The organism is Cupriavidus gilardii, assembly GCF_017598945.1.
GTDB classification, from domain to species: Bacteria; Pseudomonadota; Gammaproteobacteria; order Burkholderiales; family Burkholderiaceae; genus Cupriavidus; species Cupriavidus gilardii_E.
The window spans coordinates 151,202-173,553 of record NZ_JAGFTW010000030.1 but is presented as its reverse complement, the minus strand read 5'-3'; the positions used below and the strand labels follow the sequence as shown (position 1 = coordinate 173,553).

At 67.1% G+C, this 22,352-nt stretch carries 19 protein-coding genes; 12 read left to right on the top strand and 7 right to left on the bottom strand.

Features of this window, described 5'->3' with window-relative positions; genetic code table 11:
• The first annotated feature begins 62 nt into the window (after positions 1–62).
• Together J5T34_RS11145 and J5T34_RS11140 are read left to right on the top strand one after the other, a co-directional pair.
• Entirely contained in the window at positions 63–761 is a 699-nt protein-coding gene (locus J5T34_RS11145) for a TetR/AcrR family transcriptional regulator (protein WP_208579791.1), read from the top strand.
• 68 nt (positions 762–829) lie between these two features.
• Positions 830–3,190: a UvrD-helicase domain-containing protein gene (locus J5T34_RS11140; RefSeq protein WP_208579790.1), complete on the top strand. Its 2,361-nt coding sequence runs from the start codon at positions 830–832 to the stop codon at positions 3,188–3,190.
• 134 nt (positions 3,191–3,324) lie between these two features.
• Here the strand turns inward: J5T34_RS11140 and J5T34_RS11135 are convergent, their stop codons facing one another.
• The 4 genes from J5T34_RS11135 to J5T34_RS11120 all read right to left on the bottom strand — a co-directional run bounded on the left by J5T34_RS11135 (position 3,325) and on the right by J5T34_RS11120 (position 6,923).
• Entirely contained in the window at positions 3,325–4,119 is a 795-nt protein-coding gene (locus J5T34_RS11135; protein WP_208579789.1) for a BPSS1780 family membrane protein, read from the bottom strand.
• Between the two features lie 58 nt (positions 4,120–4,177).
• Positions 4,178–5,161 carry a homoserine kinase gene (locus J5T34_RS11130; protein WP_208579788.1) on the bottom strand — a complete coding sequence of 328 codons (984 nt, stop codon included), beginning with the start codon at positions 5,159–5,161 and terminating at the stop codon, positions 4,178–4,180.
• 179 nt (positions 5,162–5,340) lie between these two features.
• On the bottom strand, positions 5,341–5,781 hold the full coding sequence (locus tag J5T34_RS11125) for a hypothetical protein (protein ID WP_244258826.1): 441 nt from the start codon (positions 5,779–5,781) through the stop codon (positions 5,341–5,343).
• A 173-nt stretch (positions 5,782–5,954) separates the two neighbouring features.
• Complete coding sequence (locus J5T34_RS11120) at positions 5,955–6,923, bottom strand: TIGR00730 family Rossman fold protein (RefSeq protein ID WP_208579786.1); 969 nt, start codon at positions 6,921–6,923, stop codon at positions 5,955–5,957.
• Between the two features lie 4 nt (positions 6,924–6,927).
• Between J5T34_RS11120 and polA the strand changes: the two genes are divergently transcribed.
• The 6 genes from polA to J5T34_RS11090 all read left to right on the top strand — a co-directional run bounded on the left by polA (position 6,928) and on the right by J5T34_RS11090 (position 14,395).
• Positions 6,928–9,741 (top strand): DNA polymerase I, encoded by a 2,814-nt coding sequence (gene polA / locus J5T34_RS11115; RefSeq protein WP_208579785.1) that lies wholly within the window; start codon positions 6,928–6,930, stop codon positions 9,739–9,741.
• A 176-nt stretch (positions 9,742–9,917) separates the two neighbouring features.
• Complete coding sequence (locus J5T34_RS11110) at positions 9,918–11,246, top strand: NAD(P)/FAD-dependent oxidoreductase (RefSeq protein WP_208579784.1); 1,329 nt, start codon at positions 9,918–9,920, stop codon at positions 11,244–11,246.
• Positions 11,247–11,412: 166 nt separating this feature from the next.
• A complete protein-coding gene (locus J5T34_RS11105; RefSeq protein WP_208579783.1) occupies positions 11,413–12,288 on the top strand; it encodes a dienelactone hydrolase family protein in 876 nt (291 codons plus the stop codon).
• Positions 12,289–12,378: 90 nt separating this feature from the next.
• Complete coding sequence (locus J5T34_RS11100) at positions 12,379–12,954, top strand: nucleotidyltransferase domain-containing protein (protein WP_208579782.1); 576 nt, start codon at positions 12,379–12,381, stop codon at positions 12,952–12,954.
• Entirely contained in the window at positions 12,938–13,375 is a 438-nt protein-coding gene (locus J5T34_RS11095; protein ID WP_208579781.1) for a hypothetical protein, read from the top strand. Before J5T34_RS11100 ends, J5T34_RS11095 begins: the two co-directional genes overlap by 17 nt.
• 231 nt (positions 13,376–13,606) lie before the next feature.
• Positions 13,607–14,395, top strand: a complete 789-nt coding sequence (locus J5T34_RS11090; protein ID WP_347880645.1) for a ZIP family metal transporter — start codon at positions 13,607–13,609, stop codon at positions 14,393–14,395.
• Between the two features lie 61 nt (positions 14,396–14,456).
• On the opposite strand, the gene J5T34_RS11085 is transcribed toward J5T34_RS11090, so the two are convergent.
• The 3 genes from J5T34_RS11085 to J5T34_RS11075 form a co-directional block, all read right to left on the bottom strand.
• Positions 14,457–15,335, bottom strand: coding sequence for a sulfurtransferase (locus tag J5T34_RS11085; RefSeq protein ID WP_208579780.1), 879 nt, complete (start codon positions 15,333–15,335; stop codon positions 14,457–14,459).
• A 190-nt stretch (positions 15,336–15,525) separates the two neighbouring features.
• Entirely contained in the window at positions 15,526–16,446 is a 921-nt protein-coding gene (locus tag J5T34_RS11080) for a DMT family transporter (RefSeq protein ID WP_174107591.1), read from the bottom strand.
• A gap of 246 nt (positions 16,447–16,692) precedes the next feature.
• Positions 16,693–17,796 (bottom strand): aromatic ring-hydroxylating oxygenase subunit alpha, encoded by a 1,104-nt coding sequence (locus J5T34_RS11075; RefSeq protein ID WP_208579779.1) that lies wholly within the window; start codon positions 17,794–17,796, stop codon positions 16,693–16,695.
• A gap of 348 nt (positions 17,797–18,144) precedes the next feature.
• On the opposite strand from J5T34_RS11075, the gene J5T34_RS11070 reads away from it, so the two are divergent.
• The 4 genes from J5T34_RS11070 (at position 18,145) to folE2 (ending at position 22,321) form a co-directional block, all read left to right on the top strand.
• Positions 18,145–18,429, top strand: coding sequence for an exodeoxyribonuclease VII small subunit (locus J5T34_RS11070; RefSeq protein ID WP_208579778.1), 285 nt, complete (start codon positions 18,145–18,147; stop codon positions 18,427–18,429).
• The gene (locus J5T34_RS11065) at positions 18,426–19,310 is read left to right on the top strand and encodes a polyprenyl synthetase family protein (protein WP_208579777.1); all 885 of its coding nucleotides are present in this window, start codon (positions 18,426–18,428) and stop codon (positions 19,308–19,310) included. Before J5T34_RS11070 ends, J5T34_RS11065 begins: the two co-directional genes overlap by 4 nt.
• A 71-nt stretch (positions 19,311–19,381) precedes the next feature.
• Entirely contained in the window at positions 19,382–21,310 is a 1,929-nt protein-coding gene (dxs, locus tag J5T34_RS11060) for a 1-deoxy-D-xylulose-5-phosphate synthase (protein WP_208579776.1), read from the top strand.
• A gap of 207 nt (positions 21,311–21,517) precedes the next feature.
• Complete coding sequence (gene folE2 / locus J5T34_RS11055) at positions 21,518–22,321, top strand: GTP cyclohydrolase FolE2 (RefSeq protein ID WP_208579775.1); 804 nt, start codon at positions 21,518–21,520, stop codon at positions 22,319–22,321.
• The last annotated feature ends 31 nt before the right edge of the window (positions 22,322–22,352 follow it).

Here is a 22,352-nt window from a genome sequence, read left to right as displayed (position 1 = left end):
GGCGGGTTGCCGGGGCACGGGCGGGCCCGGCGCAGCTGTCGGCCGACGGCCGGGTCATGGACATGAACCAGAACGATAACGAACAGAATCAGGGAGGCGCCGCCGGCCACAGCCTGGCGCCGCTGCTGCTGCGCTTGCGCCGGGCTCCGGTGCGGGCGCGCGGCCGGGTCACCTTCGAACGCATTCTCGACACCACCGCGTCGCTGCTGGACGAGGTCGGGGTCGAGCGGATCACCACCAATCTGATCGCCAGCCGCGCGGGGATCAATATCGCCACGTTGTACAAGTACTTTCCCAACAAGCTGTCGGTCATCAACGCGCTGTTCGAGCACCAGATGCGCCAGCGCGCGGCCGATTCGCTGGCGGTGCTGCCGTCGGCCGGGGCGGTGGCGGACTGGCGCGCGGTGGTCGATGCGGTGTTCGACCAGGTCCGCACCGCGCGCAGCCGCCAGCCGGGCAGCATCGCGCTGCGCCGGGCGATGCAGTCCTCGCCGGAGCTGCGCCGCATCCACGATGCCACCAGCCGCGAGGTCGCCGAGCTGCTCGCGCGCTGGCTGATGCAGCACCAGCAGGTGGCCGAGGAAGACGCCCGCCTGACCGCGCGCTGCGCCATCGAGGTGCTGACCGCGCTGATGGACCTGGCCGAAGTCGAGGACGAGGCGGTGCGCGAGCGGATCCACGGCGAGGCCCGGCGTCTGCTGAAGGCCTGCCTGGCGCCGTGCTTCGAGCCGCAGCGGCTCGACGACGCGTCGGCGCCATAGGGCGGGTGCCGCAGGGGCCGGAGAGGGGCGCGCCGTTATAATGGCCCGATTCCTCAAGGCCCCTCCCGATGTCCGATCTGCTTGCCAATCTGAACGCCGAACAACTTGCCGCCGTCACGCTGCCGGACGAACCGGCGCTGATCCTGGCGGGCGCGGGCAGCGGCAAGACGCGCGTGCTGACCACGCGCATCGCGTGGCTGATCCAGAACGGACGCGTGTCGCCGGCGGGCATCCTGGCGGTGACCTTCACCAACAAGGCCGCCAAGGAGATGCAGACGCGGCTCTCGTCGATGCTGCCGATCAACACCCGCGGCATGTGGATCGGCACCTTCCACGGGCTGTGCAACCGCATGCTGCGCGCGCATTTCCGCGATGCCGGCCTGCCGCAGACCTTCTCGATCCTCGACAGCCAGGACCAGCTGTCGGCGCTCAAGCGCCTGCTGAAGTCTTTGAGCGTCGACGACGAGAAATACCCGGCCAAGAACCTGCAGTACTTCATCAACAGCGCCAAGGAGCAGGGCCTGCGCGCGGCCGATGTCGAGGCCAACGACGACTTCAACCGCCGCTTCGTCGATCTGTATGCCGCCTACGACGAGCAGTGCCAGCGCGAGGGCGTGGTCGATTTCGCCGAGCTGCTGCTGCGCTGCTACGAGCTGCTGCGCTACAACGACGCGATCCGCCAGCACTATCAGCACCGCTTCCGTCATGTGCTGGTCGACGAGTTCCAGGACACCAACGTGCTGCAATACCAGTGGCTGAAGCTGCTGGCTGGCTTCGGTACCGGCAACGCGGCCGCGGTGTTTGCGGTGGGCGACGACGACCAGAGCATCTATGCGTTCCGCGGCGCCAATGTCGGCAACATGCGCGACTTCGAGCACGAATTCCGCGTGCGCCATCTGATCAAGCTGGAGCAGAACTACCGCTCGCACGGCCATATCCTGGACTCGGCCAACCACCTGATCGCCCACAATGCGCGCCGGCTCGGCAAGAACCTGCGCACCGATGCGGGCCACGGCGAGCCGGTGCGGGTGTTCCAGGCCGGCACCGACGGGCAGGAGGCGAGCTGGCTGGTCGAGGAGATCCGCGACCAGATCGCGCAGGGCACCAGCCGCGCGGAGATCGCGATCCTGTATCGCAGCAACGCGCAGTCGCGGGTGATCGAGCACGCGCTGTTCTCGTCGGGCATTCCGTACCGCGTCTATGGCGGCCTGCGCTTCTTCGAGCGCGCCGAGGTCAAGCACGCGCTGGCCTATCTGCAGCTGCTGGAGAACCCGCGCAACGACGCCGCCTTTGCCCGCGTGGTCAACTTCCCGACGCGCGGCATCGGCGCACGTTCGATCGAGTCGCTGCAGGACGCGGCGCGGCAGTACAACTGCGCGCTGTCGGAGGCGGTGGCCTATGTCGCCGGCGCGGCCGGCGGCAAGCTGGCGTCGTTCGTCCGGCTGATCGACCAGATGCGCTTCGAGACCCGGCAGATGACGCTGCCTGAGACCGTCGAATACGTGATCAATACCAGTGGGCTGATCACGCATTACCAGGCGGAGAAGGAAGGCCAGGACCGCATCGAGAACTTGCGCGAACTGGTGACCGCGGCGCAGGCCTTCGTGGTCGAGGAGGGCTACGGGCTCGATGCGCCGGCCAACGCGATCCCGGTCAGCCGGCGGCAGAGCCTCGATCGGCCGCTGCCGGCGCTGGCCGAGGGCGACCAGGAACAGCAGGTGCTGGACCCGGAAGCGCTGCCCGAGGTGATGACGCCGCTGGTCGCGTTCCTGACCCACGCCTCGCTGGAAGCCGGCGACAACCAGGCGCAGGCCGGCCAGGACGCGGTGCAGATGATGACCGTGCACGCGGCCAAGGGCCTCGAATTCAATGTGGTGTTCATCACCGGGCTGGAGGAAGGGCTGTTCCCGCACGAGAACAGCATGCTCGACGCCGACGGGCTCGAGGAAGAGCGCCGGCTGATGTATGTGGCGATCACGCGGGCGCGCGAGCGGCTGTACCTGTCGTTCGCGCAGAGCCGCGTGCTGCATGGTCAGGTGCGCTACCACATCCGCTCGCGCTTCTTCGACGAGCTGCCCGAGGGCGCGCTGAAGTGGCTGACGCCGCCGGCGCAGAGCTACGGCGCGCAGCGGCGCCAGTCATCGGAAAGCGCGTGGGGCCGCGACTGGTACAAGCGCGCCGAGGACGTGCCCTATACCGGCAGCCGTTCGACCGGCGGCATGGATACCGGCAACGGCTATGCCGACCAGAAGCGGCAGGCCGAGTCCGGCTGGCGCATCGGCCAGCAGGTCTTCCACAACAAGTTCGGCGAGGGCGTGATCAAGGCGCTGGAAGGCGAGGGCGCCGACGCGCGCGCCAATATCGAGTTCAAGCGCCACGGCGCCAAGTGGCTGGCGCTGTCGGTGGCCAAGCTGGACGCGATCGATTGAGGTGGAGCGGTGGGCGAGCGCTGCTTGCCCTCTCCCCCGGCCCCTCTCCCGCAAGCGGGAGAGGGGAGAAAACCAGCGGCAGCGTATTGCGCTCTGTGTTCTCCCTCTCCCCCTCAGGGGGAGAGGGGGTGGTGTCACGCGGCCGCCTGCGTCTCCCCCTCCGGCGGCGCAATATTGAAGCACCCGCGATAGGTCGCGTAGAACGAGCAGTACAGGATCGCCAGCATCAGCAGCGAATACGGCGTCACCAGGAAGGACAGCACACCCTCGGCGCCGAACGCGCTGAAGATCGCCTCGAGGAAGAACGGCACCGCCACCAGCAGCAGCGCGAACAGCATCGCATAGGTGAAGAACGCCCCACGATTGCGCCAGCAGGCGGTCCAGCTGAAGAACAGCGCCTTGACCGGCGGCACGTTGTGCCAGGCGGCCAGCAGCGGCGCGAACCAGAACATCATCGCGATCGGCGTGTACAGCGCCGCGCCGACCAGCAGCGCGAAATACAGCTGGCGGATCGCCTCTTCCGTCGGCGGCTCCTCCTTGAGCAGCACCGGCAGCAGCGCGCGCATGTCGACCAGCGTGCCGGCGATCAGGCTGAGCACGAACACCAGCCCCGCATAGATGCCGCCCAGGATCAGCAGATGGCGAGCGGCCTGCTTGCCGTTGCTGCGAAAGCCCGCCAGCAGCACGGTCGGCATCACCCTGCGGTTCTGGATCACCTCGCGGCAGGCGGTCATGATGCCGACCGACAGCCCCGGCGTCAGCACCAGCAGCGCGATGATGCCGATCAGCGGAATGAAGATCGCGATCTGCGCGGCGATCAGGTAGATGAACAGCAGCATCAGGAAGGTCAGCGGGTTCTTGCGGAACAGCCACAGACCCTGGCGGAACCAGACGTAGCCTTCCTTGGCGGGGACTTCCAGTAGTTGCATGACGAATCGGGTCCGAATCAGGTGCGGCGATCAAGGGCTGCCATCGGTGTGGCGCCCATCAGGTCCAGGGGAGCGCGGTGGCGGCGATGCGCCGGCGCAGGATGCGTTCGAAGTGGGTCGGGTCGTGCGGCTCGAGCATGTCGGCCTCGCGCGGCAGATGGTAGTCCCACAGCCGCGAGACCCAGAAGCGCAGCGCGCCGGCGCGCAGCATGTGCTGCCAGTGCCCGGCCTCGACCGCGTCCAGGGGTCTGACCGCATGATAAGCCCGCAGCAAGGCCGTCGCGCGCGGCGCGTCCAGCTCGCCGCTGGCCAGGTCGATGCACCAGTCGTTGACGGTCACGGCCAGATCGAACAGCCACTTGTCGTCGCCGGCAAAGTAGAAGTCGAAGAAGCCGCCCAGCCGCGACTGGCCGTTGCCGGCGTCCTCGAACAGCACGTTGTCGCGGAACAGGTCGCAATGGCAGGGACCGCCCGGCAGCGCGGCATAGGCGGCGCCGCCGAAGAACGCGCTCTGGAACGCGAGCTCGTCCTGCAGCAGCGCGCGCTGGCGGTCGTCGAGGAACGGCAGGATCTCGCCTTCGGTCTCGCGCCACCACGCCAGGCTGCGCAGGTTCGGCTGCTGGCGCGGATAGCCGCGGCCGGCCAGATGCATGCGCGCCAGCATGTCGCCGACCTCGGCGCACTGCTGGGCGTTCGGCGACAGCTGCGAGCTGCCCGGCAGCCGCGTGACGATGGTGGCGGGCTTGCCCTTGAGCGTGCGCAGGATCTCGCCGTCCTTGCCGGGCATCGGCGCGGGCACGCGAATGCCGCGTTCGGCCAGATGCGCCATCAGATGCAGGTAGTACGGCAACTGGTCGAAGCGCAGGCGCTCGAAAATGGTCAGCACGTAGTCGCGCGTCTGGCCGTCCTGCTCCATCGTCACGAAGAAATTGCTGTTCTCGATGCCCGACGGAATGCCGCGCAGCGCGCGCAGCGTACCGAGGTCGTAGTCGAGCAGCCAATGCGCGATCTCGTCGTGCGAGACCGTGGTGAATACAGCCATACTGTCTTGTCTGGTTGGAACCGGATGTAAAGCCGGATGGCGCCGGCGGACATGGGCCCGCGGCATGCCGTGGCGCCGCGGGCAGCGGCGTCCGGCGCGGCCCGGGAGCGAACCCCCGGCCGGGAGCGGTGAAACGTCGGATGGCGCGCGCGGGCGGGGCGGCCCCGTCCGCGGCAGGCTCAGAACTGCAGCACGCGCACCGAAGGCACGCGATTGACTTCGCGTTCGCGGATGCGCGGCGAGCTGTCCTCGGGACGGCTCATCTGGTACTGCGTGCCGGCGCCGGACTTCACTTCGATATCGACCTGCTGGCCGCGGCGATCGCGGTACTCGCGCACCTGCGTGCCGTCGGCCTCGTTCAGCTGGAAGCTCGGCTCGCGCGGGTGGTTCAACTGCGTGCGCTGCGCCGGGGCGATGGGCTTGTTGTTGATCTCGTTCAGTTCCTGCTGGGACAGCGCGCCGTTGTCGTCCGCGGCCTGCTGGGCCGCCTGCTGGGCCAGCGCCGCCGGCGCGGCCATCAGCGCGAGCACCGTCGCGGCCAGCGTCAGGCCGCGTCGCGCCACCCCGGGCAGGGGCTCCGGCTCGTCCGCGCTGGCGGCCGGAAGGGAATGGGAGGTCATCTCGGGCTCCTGTGCGATGCGCGCGGCGTGCCGGCGCATCCGAATGGGCGCCGCGCGCCGGCAGGGCCGGGGCGCGACTCGGGCATCAGGCTTGCATTCTAGCAATTCCTGCCGCCCGCGGGCCCGCGGCGAGGCGGTTCGGGCACTCCGGGCCGGCCCCGCCGGCCGCCGCCTCACAGATAGAACATCTCTTCCTTCGGCGGGATCGGCGTATCGCCGCCGCGGCGCTCGTAGTAGTCGTAGACGGCTTCGAGTACCTCGTGCGGCTCGTCGACGATCTGCATCAGATCCAGATCGTGTTCGGCGATCAGGCCCATCGGCAGCAGCGTGAAGCGGAACCAGTCGAGCAGGCCCTTCCAGAAGCGGCTGCCCACCATCACCACCGGCACCGCGCGCGACTTGCCGGTCTGCACCAGCGTCAGCACCTCGGCCAGTTCGTCGAGCGTGCCGAAGCCGCCCGGCATCACGATGAAGGCGTCCGAGTTCTTGACGAAGGTCACCTTGCGCGTGAAGAAATGGCGGAAGCGCATGGCGATGTCCTGATACGGATTGCCCTGCTGTTCGTGCGGCAGTTCGATATTGAGGCCGACGCTGGCGGACTTGCCCGCATGCGCGCCCTTGTTGGCCGCTTCCATGATGCCGGGGCCGCCGCCGGAGATCACGGCGAAGCCCGCGTCGGAGAACAGCCGCGCGATGTCGATGGTCTGCTGGTAGTACGGCGAATCCTCGCGCAGGCGCGCGCTGCCGTAGATCGACACGGCCGGCCGGACCTCGGACAGGTACTCGGTCGCCTCGATGAACTCTGCCATAATCGTGAACATTTGCCACGAGGCGCGCGCCTTCTTTGCGGTCGCGCGATCTTCGTCGGCCAGCGCACGCAGGCTGGGAATCATCTTGCGCGGGTTGGCCCGCGCCGCCTTGGCGGACGCCGGCGCATCGGCGGGCGAGGCGGTATCGCCCGGGCCATCGTCGGCCGGGCCGACGGTGACGTTCACATCCATATCCGCAGCCGTGGTGATCTTGCCTTCGTTGGCACGGACCGCCGCGGTCACGGGGTTGCTGCGGCTGCCGGCCACGCCATTGGCGTGGTCGGGGGCGGTGGGTTCACCGCTTGCCGCGGCACCAGTCAATTTCGAGTCCATGGGAATGTCGGATAGTCCTAAAACACTGCTGCTCGTCGATGGGTCGAGCTATCTGTACCGCGCGTATCACGCGCTGCCGGATCTGCGCAACGGCGAAGGCCTGCCCACGGGGGCCATCTACGGCATGATCAACATGCTGCGCAAGCTGCGCAACGATTACCCGGCAGAGTATAGCGCCTGCGTGTTCGACGCCAAGGGCAAGACCTTCCGCGATGCGCTGTACCCCGCATACAAGGAACATCGTCCGCCGATGCCCGACGATCTCGCGCGGCAGATCGAGCCGATCCACGAAGCGGTGCGCGCGCTGGGCTGGCCGATCGTCGTGGTCGATGGGGTCGAGGCCGACGACGTGATCGGCTCGCTCGCCTGCCAGGCCACCGCCGAGGGCATCCGCACCGTGGTGTCGACCGGCGACAAGGATCTGGCCCAGCTGGTGAACGACAGCGTCACGCTGGTCAATACGATGAGCGGCGAAGTCCTCGATCCGCCGGGCGTGATCGCCAAGTTCGGCGTGCCGCCCGAGCGCATCGTCGACTATCTGTCGCTGATCGGCGATGCGGTCGACAACGTGCCGGGCGTGCCCAAGGTCGGTCCCAAGACCGCGGTCAAATGGCTGACCGAATACGGTTCGCTCGACGGCATCATCGCCAACGCGGACAAGATCAAGGGCGTGGTCGGCGAGAACCTGCGCAACACGCTCGAATGGCTGCCGCGTGCGCGCGAGCTCGTCACGGTGAAGATCGACTGCGATCTGTCCGACCCGATCCCCGATTTTCATTCGCTGCGCGACGTCGGCGAGGACAAGGAAAAGCTGGTCGCCTTCTTCTCGCGCTACGGCTTCAAGACCTGGCTGCGCGAGCTGACCGGCGAGAAGCTCCCCGACGCGCGCGCGCAGGCTGCCGCCGCGGCCTCGCGCAACGGTGCGGGCCAGGGCAGCCTGTTCGATGGCCCCGGCGCGGCAGCGGGCGACGACACGCCGGCCGAAGCGCCCCCGGCCGAGATCCGCTACGAGACGGTGGTCACCGAGTCCGCGCTCGAGGAATGGGCGCGCCGCATCGAACGCGCCGAGCTGACCTGCATCGATACCGAGACCACGTCGATCGATCCGATGCAGGCGCAGCTGGTGGGCATCTCGCTGTCGGTCGAGCCGGGCATCGCCTGCTATATTCCGGTCGCGCATCAGGGCCCCGATGTGGCCGGCATGGATGGCCGCGGCCAGCTGCCGCGCGACTTCGTGCTGGCGCGGCTGCGCGCGTGGCTCGAGGATCCGGCTCGCTACAAGGTCGGCCAGCATCTGAAGTACGACGTGCATGTGTTCGCCAACCACGGCATCGCGCTGCGCGGCATCCGCCATGACACCATGCTCGAGAGCTACGTGCTGGCCTCGCACCGCAATCACGGCATGGACAGCCTCGCCGAACGGCTGCTGAACCTGAAGACGCTGACCTACGAAGAGGTCTGCGGCAAGGGCGTCAACCAGCTGTGCTTCGATCAGATCGATCTGGCGCGCGCCACAGAATACGCGGCCGAGGACGCCGACGTGACCCTGCGCCTGCATCGCAAGATGTATCCGCAGTTGGAGGCGGCGAAGGGCCTGCGCTACGTCTACGAGCGCATCGAGATACCGGTGTCGGTGGTGCTGCAGAAGATCGAACGCAACGGCGTGCTGATCGACGCGCAGCGCCTCGCCGCGCAGAGCGCGGAGCTGGGTCAGCGGATGATGGAGCTGGAGCAGCGCGCCTACGAGGCCGCCGGCCAGCCCTTCAATCTGGGCTCGCCCAAGCAGATCGGCGAGATCCTGTTCGGACGGATGCAGCTGCCGGTCATCAAGAAGACCAGCAGCGGCGCGCCGTCGACCGATGAAGAAGTCCTGCAGAAGCTGGCCGAGGACTATCCGTTGCCACGCCTGCTGCTCGACTATCGCGCGCTGTCCAAGCTCAAATCGACGTACACCGACAAGCTGCCGCGCATGGTCAATCCGGCCACCGGCCGCGTGCATACCAGCTACGGCCAGGCCACCGCGGTGACCGGCCGGCTGGCGTCGACCGAGCCGAACCTGCAGAACATTCCGGTGCGCACCGAGGAGGGCCGGCGCATTCGCGAGGCCTTCATCGCCTCGCCCGGCCATGCGATCGTCTCGGCCGACTATTCGCAGATCGAGCTGCGCATCATGGCCCATATCTCGGGCGACGAGAATCTGCTCGGCGCCTTTGCGCGCGGCGACGATATCCACCGCGCGACCGCGGCCGAGATCTTCGGCGTGGCGACCGATGCGGTCAGCAGCGAGCAGCGCCGCTATGCCAAGGTCATCAACTTCGGCCTGATCTACGGCATGAGCGCGTTCGGCCTGGCCAGCAACCTCGGCATCGAGCGCGAAGCGGCCAAGCACTATATCGACCGCTATTTCATGCGCTATCCCGGCGTGGCCCGCTACATGGAAGAAACGCGCCAGACGGCGCGCGAACAGGGCTATGTCGAGACCGTGTTCGGCCGCCGGCTCTGGCTGCCCGACATCAACGGCGGCAACGGCCCGCGCCGCCAGGCCGCGGAGCGCGCCGCGATCAACGCGCCGATGCAGGGCACCGCGGCCGATCTGATCAAGCTGTCGATGATCGCGGTGCAGGACTGGATCGAGCGCGAGTCGCTGGGCACGCGCCAGATCATGCAGGTGCACGACGAACTGGTGCTGGAGGTGCCGACGGCCGAGCTGGAGCTGGTGCGCACGCGCCTGCCGGAACTGATGTGCGGCGTGGCCGAGCTGCGGGTGCCGCTGGTCGCCGAGACCGGCGTGGGCGCGAACTGGGAAGAAGCGCACTGAACCGTCTGAGCCCGCTGAGCGCCGTGATCGGCTCGATGCGGCGCCTTGCCAACCTTGCTGCGTTGCAGCAAACTGACGCAAACGGAAGCAAAAGCACAAGCAAGCAGAAGCAAGCACAAGCAAGCGGCAGTACCCGCCGGCATGCCGGCGGTCCGACCATCCAGAACGGGTAGAACATGCAAACAAGCGCGCATCGGATTGTCGTAGTCGGCGGTGGAGCAGGTGGGCTGGAACTGGTAACGCGTCTGGGCGACAAGCTGGGCAAGCGCGGCGCCGCCCATGTCACGCTGGTCGACCGATCGCCCACCCATATCTGGAAGCCGTTGCTGCACGAGGTCGCTGCGGGCAGCATGGATCAGAACACGCACCAGCTCGAATATGCCGCGCAGGCGCTCTGGCACCATTTCGAGTTCCAGCAGGGCGAGCTGACAGGCCTGGATCGCACGCGCAAGACCATCTCGGTCGCGGCCTGCGTCGATCAGGACGGCATCGAACTGCTGCCCGCGCGCGAGATTCCCTATGACACCCTGGTGCTGGCGATCGGCTCCGTCACGCATTTCTTCGGCACGCCGGGCGCGGCCGAGCATGCGATCGCGCTCGATACCGTCGAGCAGGCCGAGCGCTTCCGCCGCCGGCTGATTTCGGCATGCGTGCGGGCCCAGAACGGGCTCGCGCGGGGCGACAGCGATGGCGATGGCCGGCCCGACGTCGATGTCGCGATCGTCGGCGCCGGCGCGACCGGCGTCGAGCTGTCGGCCGAACTGCGCAATACCGCGCAGGTGCTGAACGCCTATGGGCTGCACCGGCTGGACCAGCGCCGCGACATCCATATCACGCTGATCGAGGGCGGTCCGCGCATCCTGCCCGCGTTGTCCGAGCGTGTGTCGAAGGAAACCGCCGAGCTGCTGCGCAAGCTCGACGTGCGCATGCTGGTCGGCGAGCGTGTCACCGAGATCGGGCCCGACGCGGTCCTGACCGCCAGCGGCAAGCGGATTCCAGCCGATCTGACGGTCTGGGCGGCGGGCATCACCGCACCGCCGGTCCTGAAGACGCTGGGCCTGCCGTTGAGCCGGCAGGGACAGATCGTCGTCAAGCAGACGCTGCAGAGCGAAGAGGACCCGGACATCTTCGCATTCGGCGATTGCGCCAGCTGCCCATGGCCGGCCAAGCAGACCACGGTACCGCCGCGCGCCCAGGCCGCGCACCAGCAGGCCAGCTTCCTGTACGACGCGCTGCGGGCGCGGCTGGAAGGCCGGCCGCTGCCGGAATTCCAGTTCAAGGATCTCGGCTCGCTGGTATCGCTTGGCCGTTTCACCGCGGTCGGCAATCTGATGGGCGGGCTGATCGGCGGCTCGATGTTTATCGAGGGGCTGATGGCCCGGCTGATGTACACCTCGCTGTACCGGATGCACGTGATGGCGTTGCATGGCGCGGTACGCATGGCGCTCGATACGGTCGCCCACTGGCTGCGCAGCAAGACCCATCCGCGCGTGAAGCTGCACTGAGCGACGGCTGCGCGCCGACGCGCGTGGCCACCGGGCGCGGGTGTTTGCCGGCCCGCCGCCCTGCAGCGTGCGCTGAACACCATGTTTGCTTAGAATCGCCTTCCTGATGCCCCGGCTCGTCCGCTGGCGCAGCGTCCGCCCGTCCGCCAACATCAGGAGAGACCGCATGCTCAAGCCCGAAGTGGAAAGCCTCGTACCCGGCCAGACGTTCGACCGGCGCAGCTTCGTCAAGACCGCCCTCGGCTCGGCCTTCGCCGCCGCCGCGCTGCCGGTCACCGCGCAAGCGATCAAGACCGATTTCGACGGGCTGACGGCCGGCGAAGTCACGATCCCGTCCGGCGACTTCAAGATGCCGATCTACCGCGCGATGCCGCAGGGCAAGCGCGATCTGCCGGTGGTGCTGGTGATCAGCGAGATTTTCGGCGTGCACGAATACATCGCCGATACCTGCCGGCGCTTCGCCAAGCAGGGCTATCTGGCGATCGCGCCCGAGCTGTTCGCGCGCCAGGGCGATCCGACCGGCTTCGGCACGATCCAGGAACTGCAGCGCGAGATCATCGCCAAGACGCCGGACAGCGAGGTGCTCGGCGACCTCGATGCGGCGCTCGCATGGGCCGGCGCCAACGGCGGCAACCTTGGCAAGGTCGGCATCACCGGCTTCTGCTGGGGCGGGCGCATCGTCTGGCTCTACGCCGCGCACAGCAGGCAACTGAAGGCCGGCGTGGCCTGGTATGGCCGCCTGAACGGCGATACCACCCAGCTGCAGCCGCGCCATCCGATCGATCTCGCCGCGCAGCTCAACGCCCCGGTGCTGGGCCTGTACGGCGGCAAGGACACCGGCATTCCGCTGGAGGCCGTCGACAAGATGAAGGCGGCGCTGGCCGCGGCCAACAACCCGGCGGCCAAGGCGTCGAAGTTCATCATCTACCCCGAGTCCGGCCACGCGTTCCATGCCGACTATCGACCGAGCTACCGCGAGGCCGATGCGAAGGACGGCTGGCAGAAGTGCCTGGCGTGGTTCAAGGAGCATGGGGTGGCGTAGCGGCATCGCGACGTCGCCTGGGAGTGACGGAACACCTTGGTTGGGATCATCCCTATAATGGGTACGATCGTACCTAAATTGGGGATATAGATGGGACTGGCCGACTTCATGTTCTCGCCGGGGGTCCAGCGTGTACTGGCTCGTGTCTACGGCGAGCCGATGCGGACGTTCACCCTGAGCGAGCTCATTGAGCATGCCGGCGGCGGGCGTGGCAACGGTCAACGTCATATCCAGCGGCTCCTTGACGCTGGAGTGCTATCGGAGGAGCCACGACGGGGCAAACAGCGCGTGATCCGCGCGAATACGGATTTCGCGCTGTACCCGGAATTGCAAAGTATTTGCACCAAGTCGTTTGGCCTGCTGGAGCCGATACGGACTGCATTGCGTCCGTTTGCGACCGAAATCAGCGAAGCGTTCCTCTTTGGATCGGTCGCCCGCGAAGAGGACAACCATCGCAGCGATATCGACGTGATGGTGATTGGAACGGCGCCGATGATGGCGCTAATGGACGCAATGCTGAAAGTCGAGGCGGAACTTGGTCGCCCTGTACATCTGAATGCGTACTCTCCTGCCGAATGGGCGGATCTCGTGAGCAACGACCCCGTCGTTGCACGAATTGCCGCCGGTTCGATCGTGAGGGTGCTACCTGATGTCCCGGCCACATGAGTATGACAATCTGATTCGTCTCCATTGCTTCACCGAGCAACCTCGAACGCCGGGCGCGCTTGAAGCTTATCTAGGCAATGCACAGGCTTACTTGGCTGCCGGACGGCAACTGGATGCTGACGAAGCGCCTATGCCGGTCTTTTCCATCGCCTACGAAGGGTTTTTCCAGGTGGTCCAGGCAGTGCTGGAATTCCATGAGGTACGGATTCGCGATGCCGGACGCAATATGGCGATTCAGCGCGTCTGTGGGGATCTGGGAATGACAAACGCGGAATTTGCTTTTGTGGTCAATGCCCATATGCGGCGCAACGGCACGAGCTATACCTCGCCCTTTCCTCCCATTTCGGCGAGTCAGGCAAGAACCCTGCTGTCGATACTCGAAAAGTATTTGGAAGAGGCGCGCCGCTTGACCGGTGCCTGATGGATTGCACAGTAGCGGGGCGATGAACAGGCGGCTTGCTCCAAGCCCATTGCAAAACCGCCCCCGACCTCCGTACAATGCGGGCTTTGCGCCTCTTGCAACAGTGTTGCGTTTATACGGGCCGACGCGGACACGCCGCGCGGCCCGCGACACGGGCAGGGGCGAACCCTCCGGGAGCCCATCATCTTTTCCACGCTCGTCCTGATCCTGCTGGCCACCGCGATTTCCGGCGTGGGCAGCATTCTTGGTGCCGCCTTGCTGTCCCTGACCGCGGCTTCGCGTGTGGTGGAGCGCATGGTCAGTTTTTCGGTCGGCGTGCTGCTGGCCACCGCCTTGCTGCATTCGCTGCCCGAGGCGTTCGCCTCGGGTGCCGATCCGCGCGCGCTGTTCGGCACGCTGCTGGCCGGCCTGCTCGGCTTCTTCCTGCTGGAAAAGATCTCGCTGCTGCGTCACTCGCACCATCACGAGGGCGACGGGCATCACCACCATCACGGCCATGATCGGGAAGAGGCCGGCCGCAGCGGGCTGACCATCCTGGTCGGCGATACCTTCCACAACTTTGCCGATGGCATCGTGATCGCCGCCGCCTTCCTGGCCGACCCGAAGATCGGCATCGTGACGGCGCTGGCGATCGCCGCGCACGAAATTCCGCAGGAAGTCGGCGACTTCATCGTGCTGCTCAACGCTGGGTTCTCGAAGGCGCGCGCGTTCGCCTTCAATCTGCTGTCGAGCCTGGCCGCGGTGGCCGGCGGGCTGGTCGGGTATTTCCTGCTCGACGAGATGAGCAGCTGGGTGCCGTATGTGCTGGTGATCGCCGCCAGCAGCTTCCTCTATATCGCGGTCAGCGATCTGATGCCGCAGATGCAGCGCAAGCCGCGCTGGCGCGAATCGATCGTGCAGGTGGTGCTGGTCGCCGCGGGCATTGCGGCGATCGTCTGGGTGACCGACGGCACCCACGACCACCACGGGCACGGCGAGGCCGGCCATGGCAGTGCCGGCCATGCGCATGCCGACCACTGACTATTGCTGATTCTCACCAGCCGCCGCTCGACGAGGACGGCCGGCTGGTGATGATGCAGGCTTACCGCTCCCCAGTCGCGACCGGCCGCGCCGGATCCGCGCACCACTCGCTCCACGAGCCCGGGTAGAGCGCCGCGCCGGACATTCCGGCAACTTCCAGTGCCAGCAGATTGTGGCAGGCCGTGACCCCGGAGCCGCACTGCATCACCGCGCGCTCGGCCGGCGTCGTGCCCAGCACGCCACCGAATTCGCCACGCAGCGCTTCGGCCGGCTTGAAGCGGCCATCGGGCTGCAGGTTGTCCTTGAAGCAGCGGTTGACCGCGCCGGGAATATGGCCGCCGACCGGGTCCAGCGTTTCGTTCTCGCCGCGGAAGCGATCCGGCGCGCGGGCGTCGACGACCAGCAGGCTCGGCGACTGCAGATTGGCCATCAGCGTATCGGCATCGACGGTGCCGACCCGCGAGGGGCGCCGGGTCAGGTTGCCGCCGGCATGGGCTTCGGGCTCGGGCGTGGTGCCGCTCTCCAGCGGCAGGCCGGCGGCGACCCAGGCCTGCTTGCCGCCGTCGAGCACGGCAACGGCTTCATGACCGATCCAGCGCAGCAGCCACCAGGCGCGGGCCGCATACATGCCGCCCTGCGCGTCGTAGACCACCACCTGGCTGTCGTCGTTGACGCCGAGGGCGCGCAGGCGCGCCGTCAGCGCGTCCGGGTCGGGCAGCGGATGGCGGCCGTTGCGGCCGCTCTTCTCGCCCGACAGCTCGTTGTCCAGATGCAGATAGAAGGCGCCGGGCAGGTGGCTCTGGTGGTAGGCCGCGCGGCCGGCGGCGGGATCGGTCAGGTCGAAGGAGCAATCGATCAGCACGCTGTGCCGGCCCGGATCCTGGCGCAGCGCATGCAGGTCGGCGCAGGGGATCAGCGTGGTCCAAACGGCTTGGGGCATCGTGAAACCTGTCTAGTGGCGACGGATCGTCGAGGAATCCCGATGATCGCCGAAAGTGACGCCAGCCGCTATCGGCGCGAGGCTGACGGGGGCCGGTGCGGCATGCTTGCCGTGCCGATTTTGCCCGAGATGCTCTCCCTCTCCCGCTTGCGGGAGAGCGCCGGGGAGAGCGCAGTCCCGGGCCGAGGGCCTACACCTCGGGATGCACCTCCGCCTCCGCCGACTTGACGGGCGTGGCCGCCGTCGGCTGGCTGGTGCTCTCCCGCGCGCGCGTCAGCGTGGTCGCAATGCCGCTGGCGATGATCAGGCCCATGCCGAGCCACGACAGCCAGTTCAGCGCGTCGTTCCAGATCATCATGCCCCACAGGCTCGAGAACACGATGCCGGCGTACTGTAGGTTCGCCGTCAGCAGCGTGTTGCCGCGCTTGTAGGCACGCGTCATCGCGGTCTGGCCGAGCGTGGCGAGGATGCCGATGCCCAGCAGCAGACCGGCGCCGTGCCAGGTGTGGCTGCTGACACCGGAGAACATCATCCAGACGAGCCCGGCCAGCGTGCCGACCAGCGAGAAATAGAACACGATGCGGCCTTCGGGTTCGCCCAGCTGGCCGAGCTGCCGCACCTCGACATAGGCCAGCGCCGTGAACATGCCGGAAATCAAACCGACCAGGCCGCCGGTCAGCTGATCCTTGCCGACCGAGGGCTGCAACAGGCAGATCACGCCCGCGAACGACATCACGATGGCGCCGATCAGCTTGCGGTCGGCGCCGCCCGCTGTACCGGCCAGCGCCGCGCCGGCGCCGACGATCAGCGCGATCCAGACCGGCGACATGTAATTCAGCGTCATCGCCGTGGCCAGCGGCAGCAGGGTGATCGAGGTGAACCACAGCATCAGCGCGGTCACGCCGAACAGGCTGCGCTTGATGTGCGTGGTCATGTGGGGCGTGCGCACCGAGATGCCGCTCGAAGCCAGGATCGCCCAGATGATCAGCATGCTGATCATGCTGCGGTAGAACACGATCTCGCCGGTGGTGTACATCTCGGAAGCCAGCTTGACGCCCACCCCCATCAGCGAGAACGAGAAGGCGGCGAACAGCATCCAGAGCGATTGCATGGCGAGGAAAGGCGAGAACGGCGGGAAGTCGGATACGCGGCGCCGCGCCAGGCGGCGCGGCAGCGTGCCGGGCGGCAAGTGAGGTGACAGCCGCTTGGGCGAGCCGATTGTAGCAGTGCTGATGCAATGCACCAAAGCCCATGGGCGGTCATCGCCCAACAGCGTGCGAAGCCGCAACGTCCGGGCCGGCGCAAATAAAAACGGACCGCCGTGGCGGTCCGTCTTGGGGCAGGGAACGGCCGGCGCTCAGGCCGCCGGTCCCATCGCTCGCCGATACCACTCGTGGAAGTGCTGCATGCCGTCTTCCATCGGCGACTGGTACGGGCCGACTTCGTTGTCGCCGCGCTTCATCAGCGCCAGTCGGCCAGCGTCCATGCGTTCGGCGATCTCGTCGTCCTCGATGCAGGTCTCCATATAGGCGGCCCGCTCGGCTTCGACGAACTCGCGCTCGAACAGCACGATCTCCTCCGGGTAGTAGAACTCGACCACGTTGCGGGTCTTGCGCGGTCCCATCGGGTGCAGCGTCGAGATGACCAGCACGTTGGGGTACCACTCGACCATCACGTTCGGGTAGTAGGTCAGCCAGATCGCGCCATGCTTGGGCAGCTCGCCGTTGTTGAAGCGCAGCACGGCGTCGTGCCACTTCTGGTAGGTCGGGCTGCCGGGGCGCTTCAGGCCGGCATGCAGGCCAACGGTCTGCACGCTGTACCACTCGCCGAACTCCCACTTCAGGTCGTCGCAGGACACGAAGCTGCCCAGGCCCGGGTGGAACGGCACGACGTGGTAGTCCTCGAGGTAGACCTCGATGAACGTCTTCCAGTTGTAGTCGCAGTCGTGGACCTCGACGTGGTCGAGCATGTAGCCGTCGAAGTTCAGGTCCTGCGAGACGCCCAGGCGCGCGAGGTCGGTGCGCACGTCGCGCTCGCCCTCGAACAGCAGGCCGTTCCAGTTCTGCAGCGGCGAACGTTTCAGGTGCAGGCACGGCTGCTGGGCGAAATGCGGGGCGCCGAGCAGCTCGCCCTTCAGATCGTAGGTCCAGCGGTGCAGCGGGCAGACGATATTGGAGGCGTTGCCGCGGCCGTTCAGCATGATGGCCTGGCGATGGCGGCAGACGTTGGACATCAGCTCGATGCCTTCCGGGTTGCGCACCAGCATGCGGCCTTCTTCCTCGGCGGCAAGCGTATGGTAGTCGCCGACTTCGGGCACCATCAGCGCGTGGCCGACATAGCCCGGGCCCTTCTTGAACAGCAGCTCCAGTTCCTGTTGATGCAAGGCCTCGTCGAAGTATGCACGGACGGGCAGCTGTGTATCAGCCGGCGCAAGGTTCAGCGCGGTGCTGAGATTGGACATTATCCCCACTCCCTAATAAACAGGCGAAAGCAGTGAACAACCCAACCATCGAAATTGAAATCGATATGGGAAAGACGGTCAGACCCGATGCGCGGGGCACGGTGCCCCGGTTTTCGCTGACGAACCGGGGATTGTACCCTACCCCTGGCATAAGGGTCTGATTTTTTTGCCTTTTTGGCGCGACCGAGGGCACTGACAAGATTAAAAGTGATGTGTCGTTATCTTGTTGAGCGCGTGTGGCGAGGGACTTGGACGGGTTTGCGTCCCGGCCGCGCCGACCCCCTCCATCGGATCGGGCTTGGCCGCGGCGATTTGCCGTAAAATCGCGGTTTCTGGATCGAAACCTTTATGCCAAAGACAACCACCGTGCCAGCCGGCGACGTCGAGCAGGTCCCCACCAGCGCGCCGCCGGCCTCGTACGAGGCCGCCATGGCCGAGCTCGAAGCGCTGGTCACCAGCATGGAAAGCGGTGCCCTGCCGCTGGAGGAATCGCTGGCGGCCTACCGGCGCGGTGCCGAACTGGTCAAGTATTGCCAGCAGATGCTCGAGCGCATCGAGCAGCAGGTCAAGGTGCTCGAGGGCGACGCGCTCAAGCCCCTGGCCGAGCCGGGCAATCAGGCAGAGACCGAATGACCGCCTTCGCGCAGTGGATGCAGGACCAGGCCGCCCGCACCGAAGCGGCGCTGGCGGCCGCCTTGCCGCCGGCGGACCGCCTGCCGGCGCGGCTGCACGAGGCGATGCGTTATGCGGCGCTGGGCGGCGGCAAGCGGGTGCGCCCGCTGCTGGTCCATGCGGCCGGCGAGGTCGGCGGGGCCGACCCGCGGGCCTGCGACGCGGCGGCCTGTGCGGTCGAGATGATTCACGCGTATTCGCTGGTGCACGACGACATGCCGTGCATGGACGACGACGATCTGCGTCGCGGCCGGCCAACCGTGCACAAGGCTTATGACGAGGCCACTGCGCTGCTGGTCGGCGATGCGTTGCAGACCCAGGCCTTCATCGTGCTGGCCGAGACCGACGCGCTCGAACCCGCGGCGCGGCTGCGGCTGGTCGCCGAACTGGGCCGCGCCTCGGGCTCGATCGGCATGGCCGGCGGCCAGGCGATCGACCTGCAGCATGTCGGCCAGCCGATGTCGCTGGACCAGTTGGAAACCATGCACAGGATGAAGACGGGGGCGCTGCTGCGCGCCAGCATCCGCATGGGCGCGCTGTGCGGGCACATCGACGAGGCGGGGCTGGCGGCGCTGGACCGCTATGCCGCGGCGATCGGTTTGGCGTTCCAGGTGGTAGACGATATTCTGGACGTTACCGCGGATACCGCCACATTGGGCAAGACCGCCGGCAAGGATGCCGAGCAGCACAAGCCCACCTATGTGTCGCTGCTGGGCCTGGAGAAGGCCCGAGAACTGGCCGCCAGACTGCGCGACGACGCGCGCAAGGCGTTGGGCGATTTCGGCGCCCGCGCCGCAAGGCTGGCGGACCTGGCCGACCTGATCGTGCTGCGCACGCATTGACAGCGCGCCACGCGACCGATCGCCGTAAAACGACGAGCCGGACGGGAGAATCCGGCGGCAGGACGGATACCATGACTTACGCATTGCTCAATACCATCGACGACCCCGCGGACCTGCGCAAGCTCGACCGCCGCCAGCTGACCACGCTGGCCGACGAACTGCGCGCCTTCGTGCTGGAGTCCGTCTCGCAGACCGGCGGCCATCTGTCGTCCAATCTCGGCACGGTCGAACTGACGATCGCGCTGCACTATGTGTTCGACACCCCGGTCGACCGGCTGGTGTGGGACGTCGGCCATCAGAGCTATCCGCACAAGATCCTGACCGGGCGGCGCGAGCGCATGCAGACGCTGCGCCAGTGGAACGGCATCTCGGGCTTCCCCCGCCGCAGCGAGAGCGAATACGACACTTTCGGCACCGCGCACTCGTCGACCTCGATTTCGGCCGCCCTCGGCATGGCGCTCGGCGCGCGCACGCTGGGCGAGCAGCGCGTGTCGATCGCGGTGATCGGCGACGGCGCGATGACCGCCGGCATGGCCTTCGAGGCGATGAACAATGCCGGCGTCTACAAGGACCTGCCACTGGTGGTGGTGCTCAACGACAACGACATGTCGATCTCGCCGCCGGTCGGCGCGCTGAACCGGCATCTGGCGCGGCTGCTCAGCGGGCAGTTCTATGCGGCGACCAAGAAGGGCATCGAGCGCGTGCTGTCGGTGGCGCCGCCGGTGCTCGAATTCGCCAAGCGCTTCGAGGAACATGCCAAGGGCATGGTGGTGCCGGCCACGCTGTTCGAGGAATTCGGCTTCAACTACATCGGGCCGATCGACGGCCACGATCTCGATTCGCTGGTGCCGACGCTGCAGAACATCCGCCGCCGCGCGCTGGAAGGCGCCGGTCCGCAGTTCCTGCATGTGGTGACCAAGAAGGGCCAGGGCTACAAGCTGGCCGAGGCCGATCCGATCCTGTATCACGGCCCCGGCAAGTTCAATCCCGCCGAAGGCATCCGTCCGGCTGCCAAGCCGGCGCGCAAGACCTATACGCAGGTGTTCGGCGAATGGCTGTGCGATCAGGCCGCGGCCGATCCGCGCCTGATCGGCATCACGCCGGCGATGCGCGAAGGCTCGGGCATGGTCGAATTCGAGCAGCGTTTCCCGGACCGTTACTACGACGTCGGCATCGCCGAGCAGCATGCGGTGACCTTCGCCGGCGGGATGGCGTGCGAGGGGCTGAAGCCCGTCGTGGCGATCTATTCGACCTTCCTGCAGCGCGGCTACGATCAGTTGATCCACGACGTCGCGCTGCAGAACCTGTCGGTGGTGTTCGCGCTGGACCGCGCCGGCCTGGTCGGCGCCGATGGCGCGACCCACGCCGGCGCCTACGATATCGCCTATCTGCGCTGCATCCCCAACATGATGGTGATGACGCCGGCGGACGAGAACGAATGCCGCCAGTTGCTGAGCACGGCCTTCGCGCAGGACTGCCCGACCGCGGTGCGCTATCCGCGCGGCGCGGGGCCGGGCGTGGCGACGCAGGCCTCGCTGGAGACGCTGCCGGTCGGCAAGGGCGAGATGCGCCGCAGCTGCGGCGCGCGCGCCGGTCAGCGGGTCGCCGTGCTGGCGTTCGGCTCGATGGTGCATCCCGCGCTGGGTGCGGCCGAGAAGCTCGACGCCGCGGTGGCCAACATGCGCTTCGTCAAGCCGCTCGATGTGGAGCTGGTCAAGACGCTCGCGCGCGAGCACGACTACCTCGTCACGGTGGAAGAGGGCGTGGTGATGGGCGGCGCGGGCAGCGCGGTGCTCGAGGCGCTGGCCGCGGCCGGCATCGAGATCCCGGTGCTGCAGCTCGGCTTGCCCGACCACTTCGTCGACCACGGCGATCCCGCCTTCCTGCTGTCGCAATGCGGGCTGGATGCGGGCGGCATCGAACGCTCGGTACGCGAGCGTTTCGGCCTGGCGACGCCCGCTGCCACGGCGGCATCCGCCGCAGCAACCAAGGCCGCCTGAGCGGTCGTTCCCACGCACCCGCACCGGCTGCCATCGGCCCGGTGCGGGCGGCATCACCCGAATTCCCTTAGAATCGCTGGTTTTCGTGTTCGCAGCTGCGGGCTGGCGCCGCCGTGTTTTCCGGCGCGCCCGTGGTTTCACACTCGTTGCGCGGCAAGGTGGACTGCGAAGATGCCGCGACCGTAAAGGAAACCGAGGAAATCCGTCATGAATGACATCAATCCGGCCTTCGTGATGCCCGATGTGCAATCGAGCCTGGACACGCGCCAGATCCCGATCCAGCGCGTCGGCGTGCGTGGCGTGCGTTACCCGCTCACGCTGCGTAGCCCTCAGGGTGTGCATCCGACCGTCGGCACCTTCAACCTCGACGTGCATCTGCCGGCCGACCAGAAGGGCACGCATATGTCGCGCTTCGTCGCGCTGCTCGAGGACGAGCGCGAGCCGCTCGATCTGGCCTCGTTCCGCGCGCTGGTGGGCAAGATGCTGCAGCGGCTCGAAGCGCAGGCCGGCCGTATCGAGGTCAGCTTCCCGTATTTCATCAACAAGGTCGCGCCGGTGTCCGGCGTCGCTTCGCTGATGGACTACGAGGTCACGCTGATCGGCGAAGTGCGCGACGGCGTCACCAGGGTCTGGCTGAAGGCGCTGGTACCGGTCACCAGCCTGTGCCCGTGCTCGAAGAAAATCTCGCAGTACGGCGCGCACAACCAGCGCTCGCACATCACGATGTGCGTCGAGCTGGCCGCCGATCTGCCGATCGAGGCGCTGGTGCGGATGGCCGAAGAAGAGGCCTCGTGCGAGCTGTGGGGTTTGCTCAAGCGTCCGGACGAGAAATACGTGACCGAGCGCGCCTACGAGAATCCGAAGTTCGTCGAGGACCTGGTGCGCGACATCGCAATGCGGCTGAACGCCGACGAGCGCATCGTCGCCTATGTGCTGGAAGCGGAGAACTTCGAGTCGATCCACAACCACAGCGCCTATGCGGTGATCGAGCGCGACAAGCGGCTGGGCTGATTGCCGACAGCCAACAAAAACGCCACCCGAT

Bases quoted from the DNA above. Each gene is read 5' to 3' on its own strand.
- J5T34_RS11085 (WP_208579780.1), bottom strand. From the start codon at position 15,335: ATGCCCCAAGCCGTTTGGACCACGCTGATCCCCTGCGCCGACCTGCAT.
- J5T34_RS11110 (WP_208579784.1), top strand. From the start codon at position 9,918: ATGCAAACAAGCGCGCATCGGATTGTCGTAGTCGGCGGTGGAGCAGGT.
- J5T34_RS11080 (WP_174107591.1), bottom strand. From the start codon at position 16,446: ATGCAATCGCTCTGGATGCTGTTCGCCGCCTTCTCGTTCTCGCTGATG.
- J5T34_RS11145 (WP_208579791.1), top strand. From the start codon at position 63: ATGAACCAGAACGATAACGAACAGAATCAGGGAGGCGCCGCCGGCCAC.
- folE2 (WP_208579775.1), top strand. From the start codon at position 21,518: ATGAATGACATCAATCCGGCCTTCGTGATGCCCGATGTGCAATCGAGC.
- dxs (WP_208579776.1), top strand. From the start codon at position 19,382: ATGACTTACGCATTGCTCAATACCATCGACGACCCCGCGGACCTGCGC.
- J5T34_RS11100 (WP_208579782.1), top strand. From the start codon at position 12,379: ATGGGACTGGCCGACTTCATGTTCTCGCCGGGGGTCCAGCGTGTACTG.
- J5T34_RS11120 (WP_208579786.1), bottom strand. From the start codon at position 6,923: ATGGACTCGAAATTGACTGGTGCCGCGGCAAGCGGTGAACCCACCGCC.
- polA (WP_208579785.1), top strand. From the start codon at position 6,928: ATGTCGGATAGTCCTAAAACACTGCTGCTCGTCGATGGGTCGAGCTAT.
- J5T34_RS11070 (WP_208579778.1), top strand. From the start codon at position 18,145: ATGCCAAAGACAACCACCGTGCCAGCCGGCGACGTCGAGCAGGTCCCC.
- J5T34_RS11075 (WP_208579779.1), bottom strand. From the start codon at position 17,796: ATGTCCAATCTCAGCACCGCGCTGAACCTTGCGCCGGCTGATACACAG.
- J5T34_RS11130 (WP_208579788.1), bottom strand. From the start codon at position 5,161: ATGGCTGTATTCACCACGGTCTCGCACGACGAGATCGCGCATTGGCTG.
- J5T34_RS11105 (WP_208579783.1), top strand. From the start codon at position 11,413: ATGCTCAAGCCCGAAGTGGAAAGCCTCGTACCCGGCCAGACGTTCGAC.
- J5T34_RS11125 (WP_244258826.1), bottom strand. From the start codon at position 5,781: ATGACCTCCCATTCCCTTCCGGCCGCCAGCGCGGACGAGCCGGAGCCC.
- J5T34_RS11095 (WP_208579781.1), top strand. From the start codon at position 12,938: ATGTCCCGGCCACATGAGTATGACAATCTGATTCGTCTCCATTGCTTC.
- J5T34_RS11065 (WP_208579777.1), top strand. From the start codon at position 18,426: ATGACCGCCTTCGCGCAGTGGATGCAGGACCAGGCCGCCCGCACCGAA.
- J5T34_RS11140 (WP_208579790.1), top strand. From the start codon at position 830: ATGTCCGATCTGCTTGCCAATCTGAACGCCGAACAACTTGCCGCCGTC.
- J5T34_RS11135 (WP_208579789.1), bottom strand. From the start codon at position 4,119: ATGCAACTACTGGAAGTCCCCGCCAAGGAAGGCTACGTCTGGTTCCGC.